This window comes from Streptomyces sp. NBC_01408 (genome assembly GCF_026340255.1).
Lineage (GTDB): Bacteria > Actinomycetota > Actinomycetes > Streptomycetales > Streptomycetaceae > Streptomyces.
Genome location: NZ_JAPEPJ010000001.1, coordinates 2,600,391 through 2,614,888, shown reverse-complemented (window position 1 = coordinate 2,614,888; position 14,498 = coordinate 2,600,391). Strand labels below are relative to the sequence as shown.

Genomic DNA, 14,498 nt, shown 5'->3' with positions numbered 1-14,498 from the left:
CCGGCGGTCAGGCCGTGGGGGGATCCAGCCGGGTCGCGACCCAGGCCCCCACCAGCGCCACGGCGGCCATCGGCAGGAACACCACCACGAACGCCCCCGGATGCGAGGCCCCCGCCCCCTCCGTGAGGGCATGGCCCGCCCCCACCGCGCCCCCGCCCAGCGCGGCGAACGCGGCCCCGCCCGCGGCCAGCAGCACCACGTTGGCGAGGGCGTCGGAGATCTGCAGCGACGCGGAGTTGGCCCCCACCTCCTCCGGCGCCGACAGCTTCAGCAGCAGCACGCTCGTCGACCCGATCACCAGGCCCATCCCCAGGCACCCCAGCGCCCAGGCCAGCGCCAGCGTCCACACCGGCACCGACTCGATGAGCACGGCCGGCGCCGCGGCGACGGCGACGGCCACCAGCACCATCCCGACCACCATCAGGCGCTCCCGGTACGGCGCCATCCGCCCCTTCGACTGCACCCACGAGCCGCCCGCCCAGGTCACCCCGCCCAGCGCCAGCGAGAGCCCGGCCAGCGTCGGGCTCAGCCCCCGCTGGGTGACCAGCATCAGCGGTACGAAGCTCTCCGCCGCGATGAACGACCCCGCGGCCACCCCGCGCAGCAGCACCACCGACGGCAGACCGCGCCGCGCCCGGTAGGTCCCGCGCGGCAGCAGCCCCAGCACGGCCGGCACCAGCAGGGCCGCACCCGCCACCGCGGGCAGCAGCGAGAGCCACCGCAGATCCTGGGCGGCGTACTGGAGCAGCCCGGCCCCGGCCGAGATGCCGAACGCCAGCCGGATCCGCCGCCGGTCGAAGGCCACCGCCTCGCCCACGGGCCCGGAGGCGGTCCGCCGTATGGCGGGCAGCGCGACGACGAGCGGCACCACGACCAGCACGGGTATGCCGAGGAACACCCAACGCCAGCCGAGGTGTTCGGTGACGGTCCCGGAGGCGAGCGGTCCGACGATCGACGGCACCACCCAGCTCGCGGCAAAGGCCGCCATGATCGCGGGGCGCAGCCGCTCCTCGTAGGCCCGGCTGACGACCACGTACAGGGCGACGATCACCAGCCCGCCGCCGAAGCCCTGCACGGCCCGGCCGAGCACGAACACCCACATCGTCCCGGCGGTCCCCGCGAGCAGCAGCCCGGCGGCGAAGGCCGCGATCCCGCCGGTCAGCGGCCGCAGCGGCCCCTCCCGGTCGGCCCACTGCCCGGACAGGACCATGCCGAAGAGGCTGGTGGTGAAGTAGGCGGAGAAGGCGAAGGCGTAGAGCCCGATCCCGTCCAGCTCCCGGGCGGCGACGGGCATGGCGGTACCGACGGCGGTGGCCTCGAAGGCGATCAGGAAGATGACGGAGATGATCCCGACGCTGAGCGTCCGGTACGCGGGGCCGAGGATGCCGGCGGGTGACGGGGTCGGCGGGACCGGTGCGGTCTTCTCGGGCACGCGAGGTTCGAGGGGGGCGCTCATCGCCCCAGCGTAAGGTGCGTACCCGTGCTGCGACCCTGTCAATTCGACCGATCCTCTGCTCGGTCCGCAGACCTAGGCCGGGCCGGTCTGTGAACGCGGCATGGCAGTCGTATTGCGGCGCCCGCGCATCCCTTCCCCTCCCCGGTCGGCCGCCCGTACGGTCATCCACATCACCACCCCACAGCCGTGTGCCCGAGTGGTTGAGGGACTCGCCTGCAAAGCGAGTTACGCCGGTTCGATTCCGGTCACGGCTTCGCGGCGGGCCGCTCAGGGCAGGCGCACCCTGAGCGGCCTTCGCCATGCCCGGCGCCCTCCGGCCGGGGCCGCCCCCGCGGAACGCGCCGGCGCCCGGGCCCGGGCCCGGGCCCGGGCCTCACGAGCTCGGACTACCGCTGGCCTTTGGGCTCGCCGTGGCCTTCGGCTCCGGAAGGCCGGCCGCGTCGGCGGGGAGCCCGCCGTCGTTCACGCAGCCCAGCTCCTTGGCGACGGCCAGCGCCGCGGAGTGGGTGATGGCCAGGTAATCCTGCGCCGGAACGGCTTGACCTTCGCTCTCGCCCGTCCGTGCCTGGAAGGCCACTGTGATCTGCAGAGGTATGTCCTGAGTCGAGCCGGCTCGGGAGCTGACGCAGTCGAAGGTGAGGTCGATGTCCTCTTCCCGCACCGAGAGGTGCGGGTCCCCGGCGCCCACACCCGGGAGCTCGGACGGGAGCGCAACATGCTTGCTATAGGCAGTGAACATCAGTTGCACCCTGGGGATGCGAGACCCTGCCGAACCCGAGACCTTGCACACCGGCTGGGGCATGTCCCGGATCTTCTTGCCCGCCTGGTATGCCTTCTCCATGGTCTGCGCGACTGCTCGAACGTCCGCGCCCTCGTCCTCGTCCGGTACCTGAAAGTCAGTGGACTGGAGCACCCGCTCCAGAGCCTTCCCCCCCTGACCCGCGAAGAGCCCGGCACAGGCCTCCCCAGCGGTGAACAGTCTCGGAGCCGTGGCTTGCGGTGGCTGCTCCGGTTCCACGGTGGAGCAACCGGCAGCCGCCATACCGAGAGCGGCGAGTGCGACAGCGAGACTGGCCAACGGCCATCGCATCCGGTGGGGATTCACTTGGCGCCCTTCGTCTGCGGCTCGTGCCCCTGCTGCCGGGCGATGGAGTTGCCGGTCTCGTATCCGATGCGCATCGACTCGATGAATTCGTTGCCGAAGTCGCTGTTCGGATCGATGTTGTGGCGCCTCATGAACTCCTTCATCGGCGCCTCCGCACTGTGCTCGCCAGCCTGGAACATGGACTTGTTGCTGTCGTGCGTCTCGCCCTCGCTCTTGTCCTTGTGCTTCTCCACGGCCTTGTCCGACCACTCGCCGATGACCTGCGAGGCGGCCTGCTCCACTGCGCCGCTGCCGAGGTCCACAGCCAGCGGGACGAGGACCGCCGCCGCGCCCGCCGCGGCCACCGTGGCGGGGAGGAAGGCGACACCGGCCGCAATGGCGGACGTCGTACCGAATTCGACCCAGGCGGACTGCTTCTCGTGCGCCTTCTCGTACTCCTCGTGCTTCTTCTCCCCGACCCCCTTGACCTGCTCCGCCCTGGACTCGTCGAGGATCCCCTGCACCTCGGCAGTCGTACGGATAGTCGCCTGCGCCCTACCTTCATCGATCTTGCCTTCGTGTACGCCTTGGCTCTCCAGAACGCTCGCGGAATAGATGCGTTCCGCAGTGGACACCGTGGCGTAGGCGTCAGGGTGCTGGCCGAGGGCGGCGAGCAGGTCACGAGCGCCTTCGCGCGGAATGACCAAGTGTCCCTGCTTCTCACCGTGAGAATTGGCGAAGACGCTCTGCTTCGGATCGATGGTCAGCGCGCTGTTGATGTCGTCGATGTAGCCGGCGGTCATCCGGCCCACGCTGTCGGCAAGGGCCTCGTGCTGCTTGAGCAGCCCTGCGTCACCGCCGTACTTCTGCACGACGTCCTTCATGATGCCCGCGGTGTCGTCGCTCCGCTTCAGCTCCGGTGACGGATCGTCCCAGGCGTGGCCGAGCGTCGCGGCTTCCAGGGCGTGACCGAGGGCGTCCGGCATGTGCTGCTTCGCTTTCTCCGCACCCTTGGCGTCCAGGTCGTGGGAGTCGTTCAGGCTCTCGTACTTCTCGTTGGCGAAGTAGTCCAGGTAGTTCGTGACGTCCTTGCCGAGGTTCGGTACGCCCGCCTTGACCGTCCCGTCCTGGTTGTAGGCAACCAGCTCGGCCTTTTCGCGCTTGAAGAACTCCGTCGCGGCTTCCGGGCTGTGCCCCAGCGCCTCCAGGAAGCTGTTCACGGGGTCGAAGCCGGCTCCGCTACCCCCGGAAGGGTTGAACTGCGTCGGATTCAAGCCGTTGACGGCCTTGTTCTGGAAGAAGAACTGCTTGTCCTTCGCCTGGACCTGGGTGGCGTGATCCGCGATGGGGACGAGGAAGCGGGGGTCGTAGTTCCCGTAGCGCATGATGCCGCCGAGGATCTGGTAGCCGAACGGGTGGTTCCCGTCGTGCGGCACCAGCGGGATCCGCTCCGTCCCCAGCCGCCTCAGGTCCTGGGCGAAACGGTCCGGAAGGTGCCGTGGATGGTCGGGGTCGGTGGCCGTCGCGAGGTTGAGGCCCAGGTTCTGCTGCAGTTCCTGAATGTCCTTGAGGCGCTGCTGGTCGTAGCCGCGGGAGCCGGTGTCGACGGAGAGCTGCCCGAAGAATTCGAGCGTGCCCTTGGGGCCGAGTGCCTCGTAGAACGCGGTCGAGAACTCGGGAACGGCCTGATTGTCACTCAGGAGCTCGTTCAGCTCCACGAGTTCGTCGTGGGTGAGGCCTCGTCCCTTTTTCGCGAGTTCGGTGGCACGCCCGGCCTGCTCGGCGTCGAGGCTGCCGTACTTCGGCCCGCTGAAGTCGTGGCCGTCGGTGACGTTGGCGCCGAGCATGCGGGCCAGCGACTGGTCGACGTCGTCGCAGTTGTCGATGACGGCATCGATCTTCTGCTGCCACAGGGTCCGGTTCTCGCGCAAGGACTGCTGGTAGTCGGCGTCGTGGCGCGCCGCGTTCCGGTCGCCCTCGGTCGCGAGCGGGATCGCGGAGACCCGCCCGGCCGCGTCGACCTGGAAGCCGGCGGCGGGGGCCTCCTCGCCGGCGATCTTCTTCAGCTGCTCCTTGGACGACTTGAAGACGGCGAGGCCCTCGGTCAGGGCCTGGTGGATGCCCTTGGCCTCCTTGGCCGCGTCATCGAACTCCTTGGCCGTCTTGGCGACGAACTCCCGCCCCACCCCGGCCGTGACCCCGTTCCACTGGGCCTTGTCCGCCTTGGCCTTCATCCCGTTGCGGGCGGCCTCGGCCATCTCGTCCAGCTTCTCGACCATCGCCTTCCAGTCGGTGGCGGCCGTCTCGAGCTTGTCTAACGGTGCGTTGATCACGTTCTCGTACGTCAGCACGTGCCGTTACGCCTTCCTGTTACCGCGCGCCAGCGCTCTCAGGGATGCCGTGGGGCTGCTAGGTCAGCTACTTGAGGTACTTGTCGATCGCAGCGCTGGTGAAGTCCGCCACGAGGTGCTGCTCGTCCTTGGAGTGGGAACGGACGGAGTAGTTCAGGCCGTTGGAGATGTTCGCGCACGCGGCCACGAGGGTCTTCACCTGACTCTCCCAGAGGTTGTTGACCTTGAGCAGGGCCGCTCCGCTCGCGAAGCCCTCCTTGCTGAGGGCGCCCGCGGCGTCGGCGGTCGCGGTGGCGGCGTGCTTGCCGTCCGTCTGCAGCCGGGAGTGCAGCTTGTGCGCCTCGGTGCCGACGGCACCGATGTGGTCCTGGTTCAGCTCCAGGTCACCGGTGCCGCCGCCGCCAGGATCGGCGGGATCGGCGGGGACCCGGTTGAGCCGCATGGACACGTTGGCGGCGGCGGTGGCGCGCGCCGCCGACCATTCCTCGTCGAACGACATCGCGTGCACTCCTGTGTCAGGTGGAGACGGATGGACCGATCGGATCGCCTCGGTCAGCGGTTGGTGCGCCGTACGACGACTACGGTGACGGCTCCGCCGATCAGCAGGCAGGCCCCCAGGCCGAGGCCGAGCCAGGGAAGAATGCTGCCCTCGTCCTTCTTCTTCGCCTCGGCTTGGGGGGCGGGCGCGGGCGTACCGGACGCCGGGCCCTTCCCGTCGGGGGAGGCGGACGGGGACTTTGCCGCGTCGGCGGCGGCGAGGTCGGGCAGCGGGAACACGTCCGCCGGACCGGGGTCACCAGGGGTCGGCACCGCGATCCGGGGCCGGACGACGCCGTAGCCGACGTAGTCGCTACGCTCGGCCCCGTCGACGGGCTTCCCGGCGGTGTTCAGCAGGACCCGCAGGACCTGGTTGTTGGTCCAGTCGGGGTGCGCGGACCAGAGCAGGGCGGCGGAGGCGGAGGTGAGGGCCGTGGCGTCACTTGTGCCGTGGTTCTTGCAAAGACCCGTCTTGCCGGTGCAAGCCGTGACGATATCGATGCCAGGCGCAGACATGTCGATCTGCGGCCCATGCTGGGACTCCTTGGTCGCCTCGCCGTTGGCGTCCACTGCCCCAACCCCCACCACGCCAGGGGTCGCCGCAGGGTAGAGAACTTCGTTGACTGAATCCCCGTCGTTGCCAGCTCCGGCAAAAATCAACTTCCCCTTGGACAACGCATACTTAACGGCATCTGCTCGGTCCCGGTCATCCTCGGGCTTACCACCGATAGCCATGGAAATATTGATGATTCTGGCGTCCGAATCTGCGGCATATCGAATGGCCGAGACCCACGACGGGGTGCTCTTCCCCTCCAGGCTGTCGGGCACGCGGATCGGAAGAATCTTGGCGCCGGGTGCCAGCCCGTAGGCGCCGTCACCACTTGGATGCTTTCCAGTACCGGCGATGATCGCAGCCATGGTGGTGCCGTGACCTTCATAGTCATTGTCTTTGTCGCCTTCCGCATCACCGACCGGGAAGACTGCACCGGGAAGGACTTGCCCCTGAAGTTCGGGGATGCGGTTGACGCCGGTATCGATCACCGCAACGGTGATGCCTTTGCCGGTGCTGATCTTCCAAACGTCGTCAGCCTTCATGGCGTCGAGATGCCACTGCTGCGATCGAATGGTGGCCGCATGGGCCGGGGTCGCGGCGACCCCGGCCAGCAGCAGACCCACCAGGGCCGAGGTCGCCTTACGCATGTGCATCCCGTGCAATGTCCGTTCTGCTCAGTCGATCACCGGCGGAACAACACGACGGTTGCTCTGCCAGGTCTCTTCGTCCTCGGCCAGGTAATCGGGGCGTTCGCCCCCCTGCTCCTCGCGTCGCTGGCCCGGCGTACCCACGCCCGCACCCGCGTGACCCATCGCGCCTGCTCCTGCGCCACCACGGTTGTTCCGGACGAGACCGGAGCCACCCTGGGTGAAGGGCTGTGCGCCGGTCACCGGACGGCCGGCCGTACCGGACTGGCGCCCGCCGACGATACCGCCAGGCTCGGTCGCCAGGCGACGGCCCACCGGGGAGCCGCCCTGGCCGCCGTGGGAGCCACCCATCCCGGGGCCCATGCCGCCGCCCATGCCACGGCCGGTGTGCTGGCCTTCCGTACCGATGACCGTGCCACGCGGAATGCCCGGGCCGGGGCCGTTGGGCGTGACCGGCTTGCCGCCCATGATCCCGGAGTCCCGCGGAGGCAGCCCCTGGGGGCCGACGAACTTTCCACCGGAGCCGCCGGGGCCGGTCGGACCCGGGAACGGACCGATGTGGGAGCCGCCGAGGCCCGGCGTCTTCACGCTGCCGACCGGCGGGAGCGTCACAGGGGGGACGAAGGGGCCGGGGGTGGGGAGGGCAGGGCCCGGGCCAACGGGCATCGGCCCGGTGGGGAGACCCGTCGTCGGGGGCAGGGTCGGGTTCGGAGGCGTAAGGACGCTGTCCAGGTCGACGTCTACGTCGCGGTCCGGCAGCCCGGGCGGCGGCGTCGACACAGGGACAGTCGTCGACGGAGGGGTGTAGTCCGGCTGCGGCTGACGCCCAGGCACCGTCCCCGGTTCGTTCAGGTAACCTCCGCCCGGCCCGCCAGTCGCGGCATACGAGGAATTGGACGAGCCAACACCTCCCCCGCCTGATCCTCCTGCGGACCTCGCGATGTCCTGCCCGCCGTCGACACCCCTTGGCACGAGCACCTCCGGCGGCGGCGGGAACGTCGGGATCGGTGCCTTGTCCATCTCCTTGGACGACAGGTCGTACCTACCGGCCAGCTTGTCCATCGCGTCCACGGCCCGGGCGTGGTCGTAGTTCAGCTTCGCCGCCTCCATGGGCTGCGGCGTCTGGACGCTGGCCAGGAGTGCGGCCCCGACAATGGGCTTGTGAGGGGGCATGTCCCCCTTCTGGCCGCTGGGGTCGGGCTTGACCTCAGTCATGATCTGGGCGGCTTCGGTCATCTGTTTGCCGCCCGCGGTGGCGTAGTCGGCCAGCACCAGCGTGGCGCTGCCCGTCTTGTTCACCCAGTTCTCGAAGGCGTCGGCAGCTTCGCCTTCCCAGCCCTTGACCTTGTGCTCCTTGAGGTCCTCGCCGATCTTCTTGATCGTGGCCGCGGCCTCGGTGAGCTTCGTGCCCAGGGCGCTCACCGTCACCGGGTCGATCGCAGCGACCATCGCGTACAGCTCTGCGTGCGTGTAGCTCTCGAACTTCGACATCAGACCACACCACCCTTCGCGCCGTTGCCCTGCTGGCTGTCGGGCTTCTCCGCGTACGGGTCACGGTCCCGGACGTAGTGCTCCTTCGCCTCCTTGGCGATGGCCACCATCCGGCGCTTCGTCTCCTCGTCCACCCCGGCGTAGCCGTTGCCCGCCGACAGGATCGCGATGCCCAGGCCCTCGATCTGCCCCGCCAGGCCCTTCGCCAGCTTCTGCAGCTCCGAGTGGACCGTGTTGTACGACTTATAGAGGGCGTCGGCCTCCGGGAAGCCCTTGCCCAGCGCGCCCGCCGGCAGTGTGCCGTCAGCCAGCTTGCCGTGGTCCGCCGGGGACTTCTCCAGCTTCGTCAGGAGTTCGTCCACCAGGATCTTGTAGTCCTTCAGCGTGTCGTACTCGACCCGCAGCGCGGCAGCGGCCTTCGACTGTGCCGCCGCCTGCGCCATGATCGAATTCGCAACGTCGCCTGAGACGTCCCCCAGAAAAATTGATGGCCCGTTGTCCGCTGCCATGATGGCCTCCCCGACTCCCCGTCTCCCCGTAGGAGCGGCGTCTCCGCCGCTCCCCGTCCCCGTTCACAACCGTTCGCACGCGCGCGTGCGCGGTCGTACCGATCACTCTAGCGACCGGTACCGACAAGTCCCAAGCCCGGGGTTGCACGTGCAATGCGGGTCACACGGTCAAGAGTTGGGTACGGCCACCGCCGCGGACGGCCTGATCGGGAGCCTGTTGACCGGTCGGCCCGTGGCCGCGCGTACCGCCGAGGCCACCGCCGCCGGGGCCGTCACCACGGGGATCGCGCTCGCCGCCTTGGCCCCGAAGGGGGCCACCACGTCCCGTTCCTCGACCAGTTTGACGATGCGGACGGCCGGGGCGTCCAGCGAGGTCGGCAGGGTGTAGCCCGTCAGGTCCGGGTGGCGGACCAGGCCGGAGACCGTGCGGAGGTTCTCCGTGAGGGCCGCGCCCACGCCCTGGGTGACGCCCGCCTCGATACGGGCCGCCAGCTGGCGGGGGTTGAGGATGCGGCCGACGTCCTGGGCCACCGCCAGCTCCACCACCCGTACCGAACCCAGCTCGATGTCCACGTCCACCACCGCACGGATCGCGCAGAACGCGAGGCCGACGAAGGCGTCGCCCTGGCCGTCCGCGTCCAGGGGTTCCGTCGGGTGGGGGCGGCACTGGGCCGTCGCCCAGAGTTCCTTGCCTTCTATGGCCTCCGCGACCGTCATGGAGAACGCGCCGTCGTACGACGTGATCCGGCCGTCCGTGATCTGCAACAGCTCTGTGGACATGCCCAGTTTGTGGGCCATCGGCTGGAGGAGCTGGGTGCGGACCATCTTCGCCGCACGCTCGACCGCTCCGCCCGACACCCACGTGTGCCGGCCGTGCGCCGACGGGCCCGCCGGCGGCTGGTCGGTGTCGACCGGGGCCATCACCACCTCGTCGACGCCCAGCGTCTCCTGGACGATCTGGCGGGCGAGCGTGGCGAAGCCCTGGCCCGTGTCGACCGCCGCGCAGATCACCGTCGCCGTGCCGCCCACGACCTTGACCGTCGCCGTCGACACCTCGTCGGTGCCCTCGGCGCCGAGCATGTGGACCATGCCGACCCCGTACCCGACGCCGCGCCGTACCGCGCCCGGCTCGCCCGCGCCCTCGGGGCCGCCCGGCAGCAGCCACTCGTCCTCGGAGGTGTCCTTCGGGAGGGCGGGCAGCTCGAAGTCGCGGACCGCGCGCAGCAGTTCCGCCACCGGCGCCGGGCAGGTCACGGTCTGGCCGGTGGGCAGGAGGTCGCCCGTGGCCAGGACGTTGCGCATGCGCAGTTCCGCGCCGTCGATGCCGAGGGCCGCCGCGAGCTTGTCCATCTGGCCCTCGTACGCGGCGCACACCTGCATCGCGCCCTCGCCCCGGACGTGGCCCGACGGCGGGTTGTTGGTGCGTACCGCCCAGCCCTCCACGAAGGCGTGCGGGACGACGTACGGGCCGCAGGCGAAGGCCACCGCCGCGGCCAGGGACTCCGAGGACGCGTCGGCGTACGCGCCGGCGTCCATCAGGATCTGCGCCTCGACCTTGATCAGCCGGCCCTCCACGTCCGCGTGGTGGCGGTAGCGCAGCAGGGTCGGGTGCCGGTGGGTGTGGCCGAGGAAGGACTCCTCGCGGGTGGCGACCATCTTGACGGGGCAGCCCGTACGCAGGGCCAGCAGGCCCAGCGGCAGCTGGAAGGCCGCGTCCTCGCGGTCGGCCGTCGCGCCGGGGACGCCGGTGACGACGACGCGCACGCGGTCGGGTTCCAGGCCGAAGCAGGCCGCCGCCAGGTCGCGGTCGGTGTGCGGGTCGGTGGAGGCGGTGTACAGCTCGACGCCGCCGTCCGGCCTCGGTACGGCCAGCCCCGCTTCGGCGCCGATGGGCGCGGGGTCCTGGCGGCCGATCCGGTAGAGGCCCTCGACGACGACCTCGCCGGTCGCCTCGGGGTCGCCGTAGCGCAGCGGGATGTGCCGGATCAGGTTGCCGTCGGGGTGCAGGGCGGGGGCGCCGAAGGACTGCTCGGGGTCGGTGACCGGGTCGAGGAGCTCGTACTCGACGGCGATGGCGGCGGCGGCGAGGCGTGCCGTGTCGGGGTGGTCCGCGGCGACGGCGGCGATGGGCTCGCCGTGGTGGCGTACGACGTCGTGGGCGAACACCGGCCGGTCGGCGATGCGCCGGCCGTGCGTGGTGGACCCGGGGACGTCGGCGTGGGTGACGACGGCGCGCACGCCGGGCATCTCGGCGGCGGCCGAGGTGTCGATGGACAGGATCCGGGCGTGGGCGTGCGGGGAGCGCAGCACGGCGGCCCACAGGAGGCCTTCGGCCCACAGGTCGGCGGCGTAGGGGAAGGTGCCCTCGGACTTGGCGCGGGTGTCTGCGGCCGGGACGGAGGCTCCGATTCCGCGTGGTGCCTGCTGTTCCGAGGCCTCTTCCGTCGCCGCTGCCAGGGCCGTCACCGTGGTGTTCAGTGCCGTCGTCGCCGTCGCCGCGTCCTGCCCGCTCACGCCGTGCCTCCGTGGTGGATGCCGCCCTCGCCGGGCGCTGCCTGGTGCGGGATGCGCGGCTCCGGGGAAATCTGCGGGGCCGCGGGGCCGTCCGCCGCCGCCCCGGAGGCCGTCGCCTCGCGCTCGGCCACGACCTCGCGGACGGCGTCGACGACCCCCGCGTAGCCGGAGCAGCGGCAGAGGTTGCCGCACAGCGCCTGGCGGGTTTCCAGCTCGCTGGGGGCGTGGTTGCCCTCCAGCAGGTCATGGATGGTCATGGCCATGCCGGGTACGCAGAATCCGCACTGGACCGCGCCCGACCTGCACAACGCTTGCTGCACGTCCGACAGTTCCCCGTCGGTCGCGAGACCCTCGACGGTACGGACCTCACTGCCGGCGGACGTCGCGGCCGGGACGAGGCAGGAGGCGACGAGCCGGCCGTCGACCTGCACGGCGCAGGCGCCGCACTCGCCCTGCGAGCAGCCGTCCTTGGCGCCGGCGAGGCCGAGGCGCTCGCGCAGCACGTAGAGGAGCGATTCGCCGATCCAGGCGCCGGTGACCGGGCGGTCGGCGCCGTTGACGCGCAGGACGTAGGAGGCCAGCGGGTGCTCGTGATGGGCGACGGCCCCGGCTGCGCCTTCTTCTTCGTACGCCGGCTCCTCGGGCGGGAAACCTTCGGCGGTACCCGCACCCGGAGGTGCCACAGCGAGATCGGCGGCACCCTCGGCCGGTGTGGGCGCGGCGGTGGTGTCCTCGGGGACCGGGGCGCCCTCGGCGAGCCCGTGCGAGCCCGCCGGCCCGTGCTCCGCCTCGGCCGGAACCGGCGCGGCCCCGCTGAACCCGTGCGAGTCCACCGGCCCGTGCTCCGCCTCGACCGCGCGGCCGAGGCCAGGCTCCGGCACGTGGCCCGGCCCGTGCTCCGGGCCCTGACCCGGCCCAGGCTCCGGCGCATGACCAGGCCCGTGCTCCGGCCCGTGCCCGGCCTCCGCCGCGTGCCCAGCCCCGGCCTCCGCCGCGTGCCCAGGTCCGTGCTCCGGTCCGGCCCCGGCCTCCGCCGCCTGCCCGGGCCCCGGCTCCGGCGCGTGGCCGAAGGCTGCGAAGCCGTGGCCGTCCGTGTCGCCGGGCCGCGCGGGCCCGGCGGGGGGCGCCACCACGGCCCTGGCCCCGCCGAAGAGGTCCAGCCCCTCCGCAGGCGCGGCGGGCGCGGCCGGAGCCGAAGGTTCCGCGGGCCCGCCCGCCTCGGCGGCTTCGGTACCCGGGTGCGGCCGCTCCCCGGCGACCGGCGCTGCCGCCGGGCCGTGCGCGGCCTCGATGTCGTGCGGGGCCGGATGTACCGGCTCGCCCTCCGGGAGCGGGGTGCCCACGCCGGGGCCGCCGAGCACGCGCGGTCCGCGCGTCCGGGCGCCGGCTCCGGGCCCGCCGAGCAGCCGTGCGTCGGCCGCGGCCGCGGCCGAGGCGGCCGCCGCTTCGTCGGTGCCCGGCAGCGTGCCCGAGTCAGGGTCCCCGCCCGGCTGCTGCTGCGCGTACCCGCGGGTGTCGTCGAAGCCGGGGTGGTTCGCCCACGGGGCGGCGGCGCCGCCCGGCAGCGTCGCCGGTGCCTGGCTCCAGTCGGCCGCGTAGGAGTTCTGCTCGGCCGCGTAGGCGTTCTGCTCCGCGGCGTAGGTGTCGGGACCGGCCGCGTAGGCGTCGGGCCGGTAGTCGTCGGACTGCCCGGGCAGGTCCGGCAGGGACCACTGCCCGGTCACGACTGACTCGGTCCCGGGGTCGTGCGCCACCTCCGGGAAGCGCCATTCGGCCGTGGCGCCCGGGTCGTGCTCCCCCTCGGCCGCGCCCGGATCGGCAGCGGCCGGGTCCGGGTCCGCGAAGGCAGGGTTCGCGAAGGCCGCGGCCACCGAGGCCGGGATCGGGATCGACGCCGGGATCGGCCCGCCGACGGGGGCCGGGCCGGGACCGGGGGCCTGCGCCGGCGCCGGCTGCGCGGCCGCGCCCGCCTCGGGCCACTGGACCGGAATCGTCCATGTCCCGGTGGCCGACGGATCCGTGGTGGCGGAGCCCAGCGGCACGATCATCGGCGGCGGCACGTAGCCGTGCCCGGGCGCGGCCAGCGGCTCGCCGGTGTCGAGCGCGTCCAGCATGTCCTGGGGCAGCTTCACGAAGGCCGTGGCGTCGGAGTCGTACTCGCCGCCGTGCGGCACCGGCTGCCAGCCCCAGTCGGATCCCGCCGGGCCCGTGTCGCCCGGGCCCCCAGTCGCTCCGCTCACGTACCCGTTCTCGTTCTCGCTCATGAGGTCAGTGCCCTTCCGAGGGCCCTGCGTGCCAGCACGGCCACCGTCCGCCGCAGATGCAGTACACCGGGGGCCACCGGCTCCCCCTGGTCGGGTACGCAGGCGGCCGCGACGTAGTCGCCGAAGGCCTCCAGCGCCTCGGGGGCCAGGCTGCGCTCCCCGTCCCAGTCGATCAGCGAGGCCACCCACTGCTCGGCCTCCAGCGGCCGCAGCGGCATCGGGGCGACCGCGCCGATCGCACAGCGCACACCCCGGCGCGCGGGGTCCAGTACGAGGCCCACGGACGCGACCGCGCGCCCCGGACCCGTGCGCCCCGTGGCCTTCAGGAAGACCTGCGGGGCGTGCAGCAGCGGCACCCGGACGAAACCGATCAGCTCGCCGGGCCGCAGCATCTCCCGGCCGGCCAGCAGGTGCGACACCGGGATCTCCCGCTGCCCGAGCGGGCCGACGATGACGAGTACGGCCTCCAGCGCGGCCAGCACGGGCAGCGCGTCACCCGTCGGCGCCGCGGTGGCGATGTTCCCACCGAGGGTTCCGGCGTTGCGGATCTGCGGGGGCCCGGCGGCGCGCGCGGCGGCCGCCAGCGCGGGGATCAGAGCGGCGAAATCCGGCCGCCCCATCCGGGCGTGGGTGAGGCCCGCGCCGAGCAGGGCGTGCCCGTCCTGATACTGCCAGCCGCGGATCTCGTTGATGCGGCCGAGGCCCACCAGTGCGGCGGGCCGCAGCAGCCCGGCGTTGACGGCGGCCATGAGGTCGGTTCCACCGGCGACGGGCACGGCGGCGGGCATGGCGGTGAGCGCCGCCACGGCCTCGTCGAGCGAGACCGGCAGCGTCACGGACTGCGCAGCCTGCGGCCCCTGCGGGCCCTGGGGTGAGTCCGGTGAGTGCAGTGCGTGCGGTGCGTGCGTGGTCAACCCAGCTGCCCCTTCCCGATGTCCCGGTTCCGGCGCTCGCGCCTGTCCGCCGTACGGTACGTGCTCACCGCCGGGACGTGGCAACTCTGGCACATCTTCCGTACCGCCCGGCGCGAGGGTCGGCCGGGCGCCCCCCGCGCACCCCCTCCGCGGCTTCCCCGCACCTCACCATGACCTC

General features: G+C 72.0%; 10 protein-coding genes and 1 tRNA gene. 1 reads left to right on the top strand and 10 read right to left on the bottom strand.

The genetic code is table 11. The features are described 5' to 3' along the window. Positions 1–7: 7 nt before the first annotated feature. A complete protein-coding gene (locus OG447_RS11845) occupies positions 8–1,456 on the bottom strand; it encodes an MFS transporter (RefSeq protein ID WP_266936441.1) in 1,449 nt (482 codons plus the stop codon). A gap of 182 nt (positions 1,457–1,638) precedes the next feature. On the opposite strand from OG447_RS11845, the gene OG447_RS11840 reads away from it, so the two are divergent. Beyond that, positions 1,639–1,710: transfer RNA gene (locus tag OG447_RS11840), tRNA-Cys, on the top strand. Between the two features lie 119 nt (positions 1,711–1,829). On the opposite strand, the gene OG447_RS11835 is transcribed toward OG447_RS11840, so the two are convergent. The 9 genes from OG447_RS11835 to OG447_RS11795 all read right to left on the bottom strand — a co-directional run bounded on the left by OG447_RS11835 (position 1,830) and on the right by OG447_RS11795 (position 14,296). Beyond that, on the bottom strand, positions 1,830–2,369 hold the full coding sequence (locus tag OG447_RS11835; protein WP_266936440.1) for a hypothetical protein: 540 nt from the start codon (positions 2,367–2,369) through the stop codon (positions 1,830–1,832). Between the two features lie 188 nt (positions 2,370–2,557). Continuing rightward, complete coding sequence (locus tag OG447_RS11830) at positions 2,558–4,891, bottom strand: hypothetical protein (RefSeq protein WP_266936439.1); 2,334 nt, start codon at positions 4,889–4,891, stop codon at positions 2,558–2,560. Between the two features lie 67 nt (positions 4,892–4,958). Further along, positions 4,959–5,390: a hypothetical protein gene (locus tag OG447_RS11825; protein WP_266936438.1), complete on the bottom strand. Its 432-nt coding sequence runs from the start codon at positions 5,388–5,390 to the stop codon at positions 4,959–4,961. A 53-nt stretch (positions 5,391–5,443) separates the two neighbouring features. Beyond that, entirely contained in the window at positions 5,444–6,634 is a 1,191-nt protein-coding gene (mycP, locus tag OG447_RS11820) for a type VII secretion-associated serine protease mycosin (RefSeq protein WP_266936437.1), read from the bottom strand. Between the two features lie 21 nt (positions 6,635–6,655). After that, positions 6,656–8,119, bottom strand: coding sequence for a WXG100 family type VII secretion target (locus tag OG447_RS11815; RefSeq protein ID WP_266936436.1), 1,464 nt, complete (start codon positions 8,117–8,119; stop codon positions 6,656–6,658). Then, positions 8,119–8,562: a hypothetical protein gene (locus tag OG447_RS11810; RefSeq protein WP_266936435.1), complete on the bottom strand. Its 444-nt coding sequence runs from the start codon at positions 8,560–8,562 to the stop codon at positions 8,119–8,121. Before OG447_RS11810 ends, OG447_RS11815 begins: the two co-directional genes overlap by 1 nt. Positions 8,563–8,796: 234 nt before the next feature. Beyond that, entirely contained in the window at positions 8,797–11,142 is a 2,346-nt protein-coding gene (locus OG447_RS11805; RefSeq protein ID WP_266936434.1) for a xanthine dehydrogenase family protein molybdopterin-binding subunit, read from the bottom strand. Next, positions 11,139–13,406, bottom strand: coding sequence for a 2Fe-2S iron-sulfur cluster-binding protein (locus OG447_RS11800; RefSeq protein WP_266936433.1), 2,268 nt, complete (start codon positions 13,404–13,406; stop codon positions 11,139–11,141). The genes OG447_RS11805 and OG447_RS11800 overlap by 4 nt, the downstream gene beginning before the upstream one ends. Beyond that, the gene (locus tag OG447_RS11795) at positions 13,403–14,296 is read right to left on the bottom strand and encodes a xanthine dehydrogenase family protein subunit M (protein WP_266938844.1); all 894 of its coding nucleotides are present in this window, start codon (positions 14,294–14,296) and stop codon (positions 13,403–13,405) included. Before OG447_RS11795 ends, OG447_RS11800 begins: the two co-directional genes overlap by 4 nt. Between the last annotated feature and the right edge of the window lie 202 nt (positions 14,297–14,498).

Coding starts and splice junctions, on each gene's coding strand:
- OG447_RS11845 (WP_266936441.1), bottom strand. CDS start 1,456: ATGAGCGCCCCCCTCGAACCTCGCGTGCCCGAGAAGACCGCACCGGTC.
- OG447_RS11825 (WP_266936438.1), bottom strand. CDS start 5,390: ATGTCGTTCGACGAGGAATGGTCGGCGGCGCGCGCCACCGCCGCCGCC.
- mycP (WP_266936437.1), bottom strand. CDS start 6,634: ATGCACATGCGTAAGGCGACCTCGGCCCTGGTGGGTCTGCTGCTGGCC.
- OG447_RS11815 (WP_266936436.1), bottom strand. CDS start 8,119: ATGTCGAAGTTCGAGAGCTACACGCACGCAGAGCTGTACGCGATGGTC.
- OG447_RS11810 (WP_266936435.1), bottom strand. CDS start 8,562: ATGGCGCAGGCGGCGGCACAGTCGAAGGCCGCTGCCGCGCTGCGGGTC.
- OG447_RS11800 (WP_266936433.1), bottom strand. CDS start 13,406: ATGAGCGAGAACGAGAACGGGTACGTGAGCGGAGCGACTGGGGGCCCG.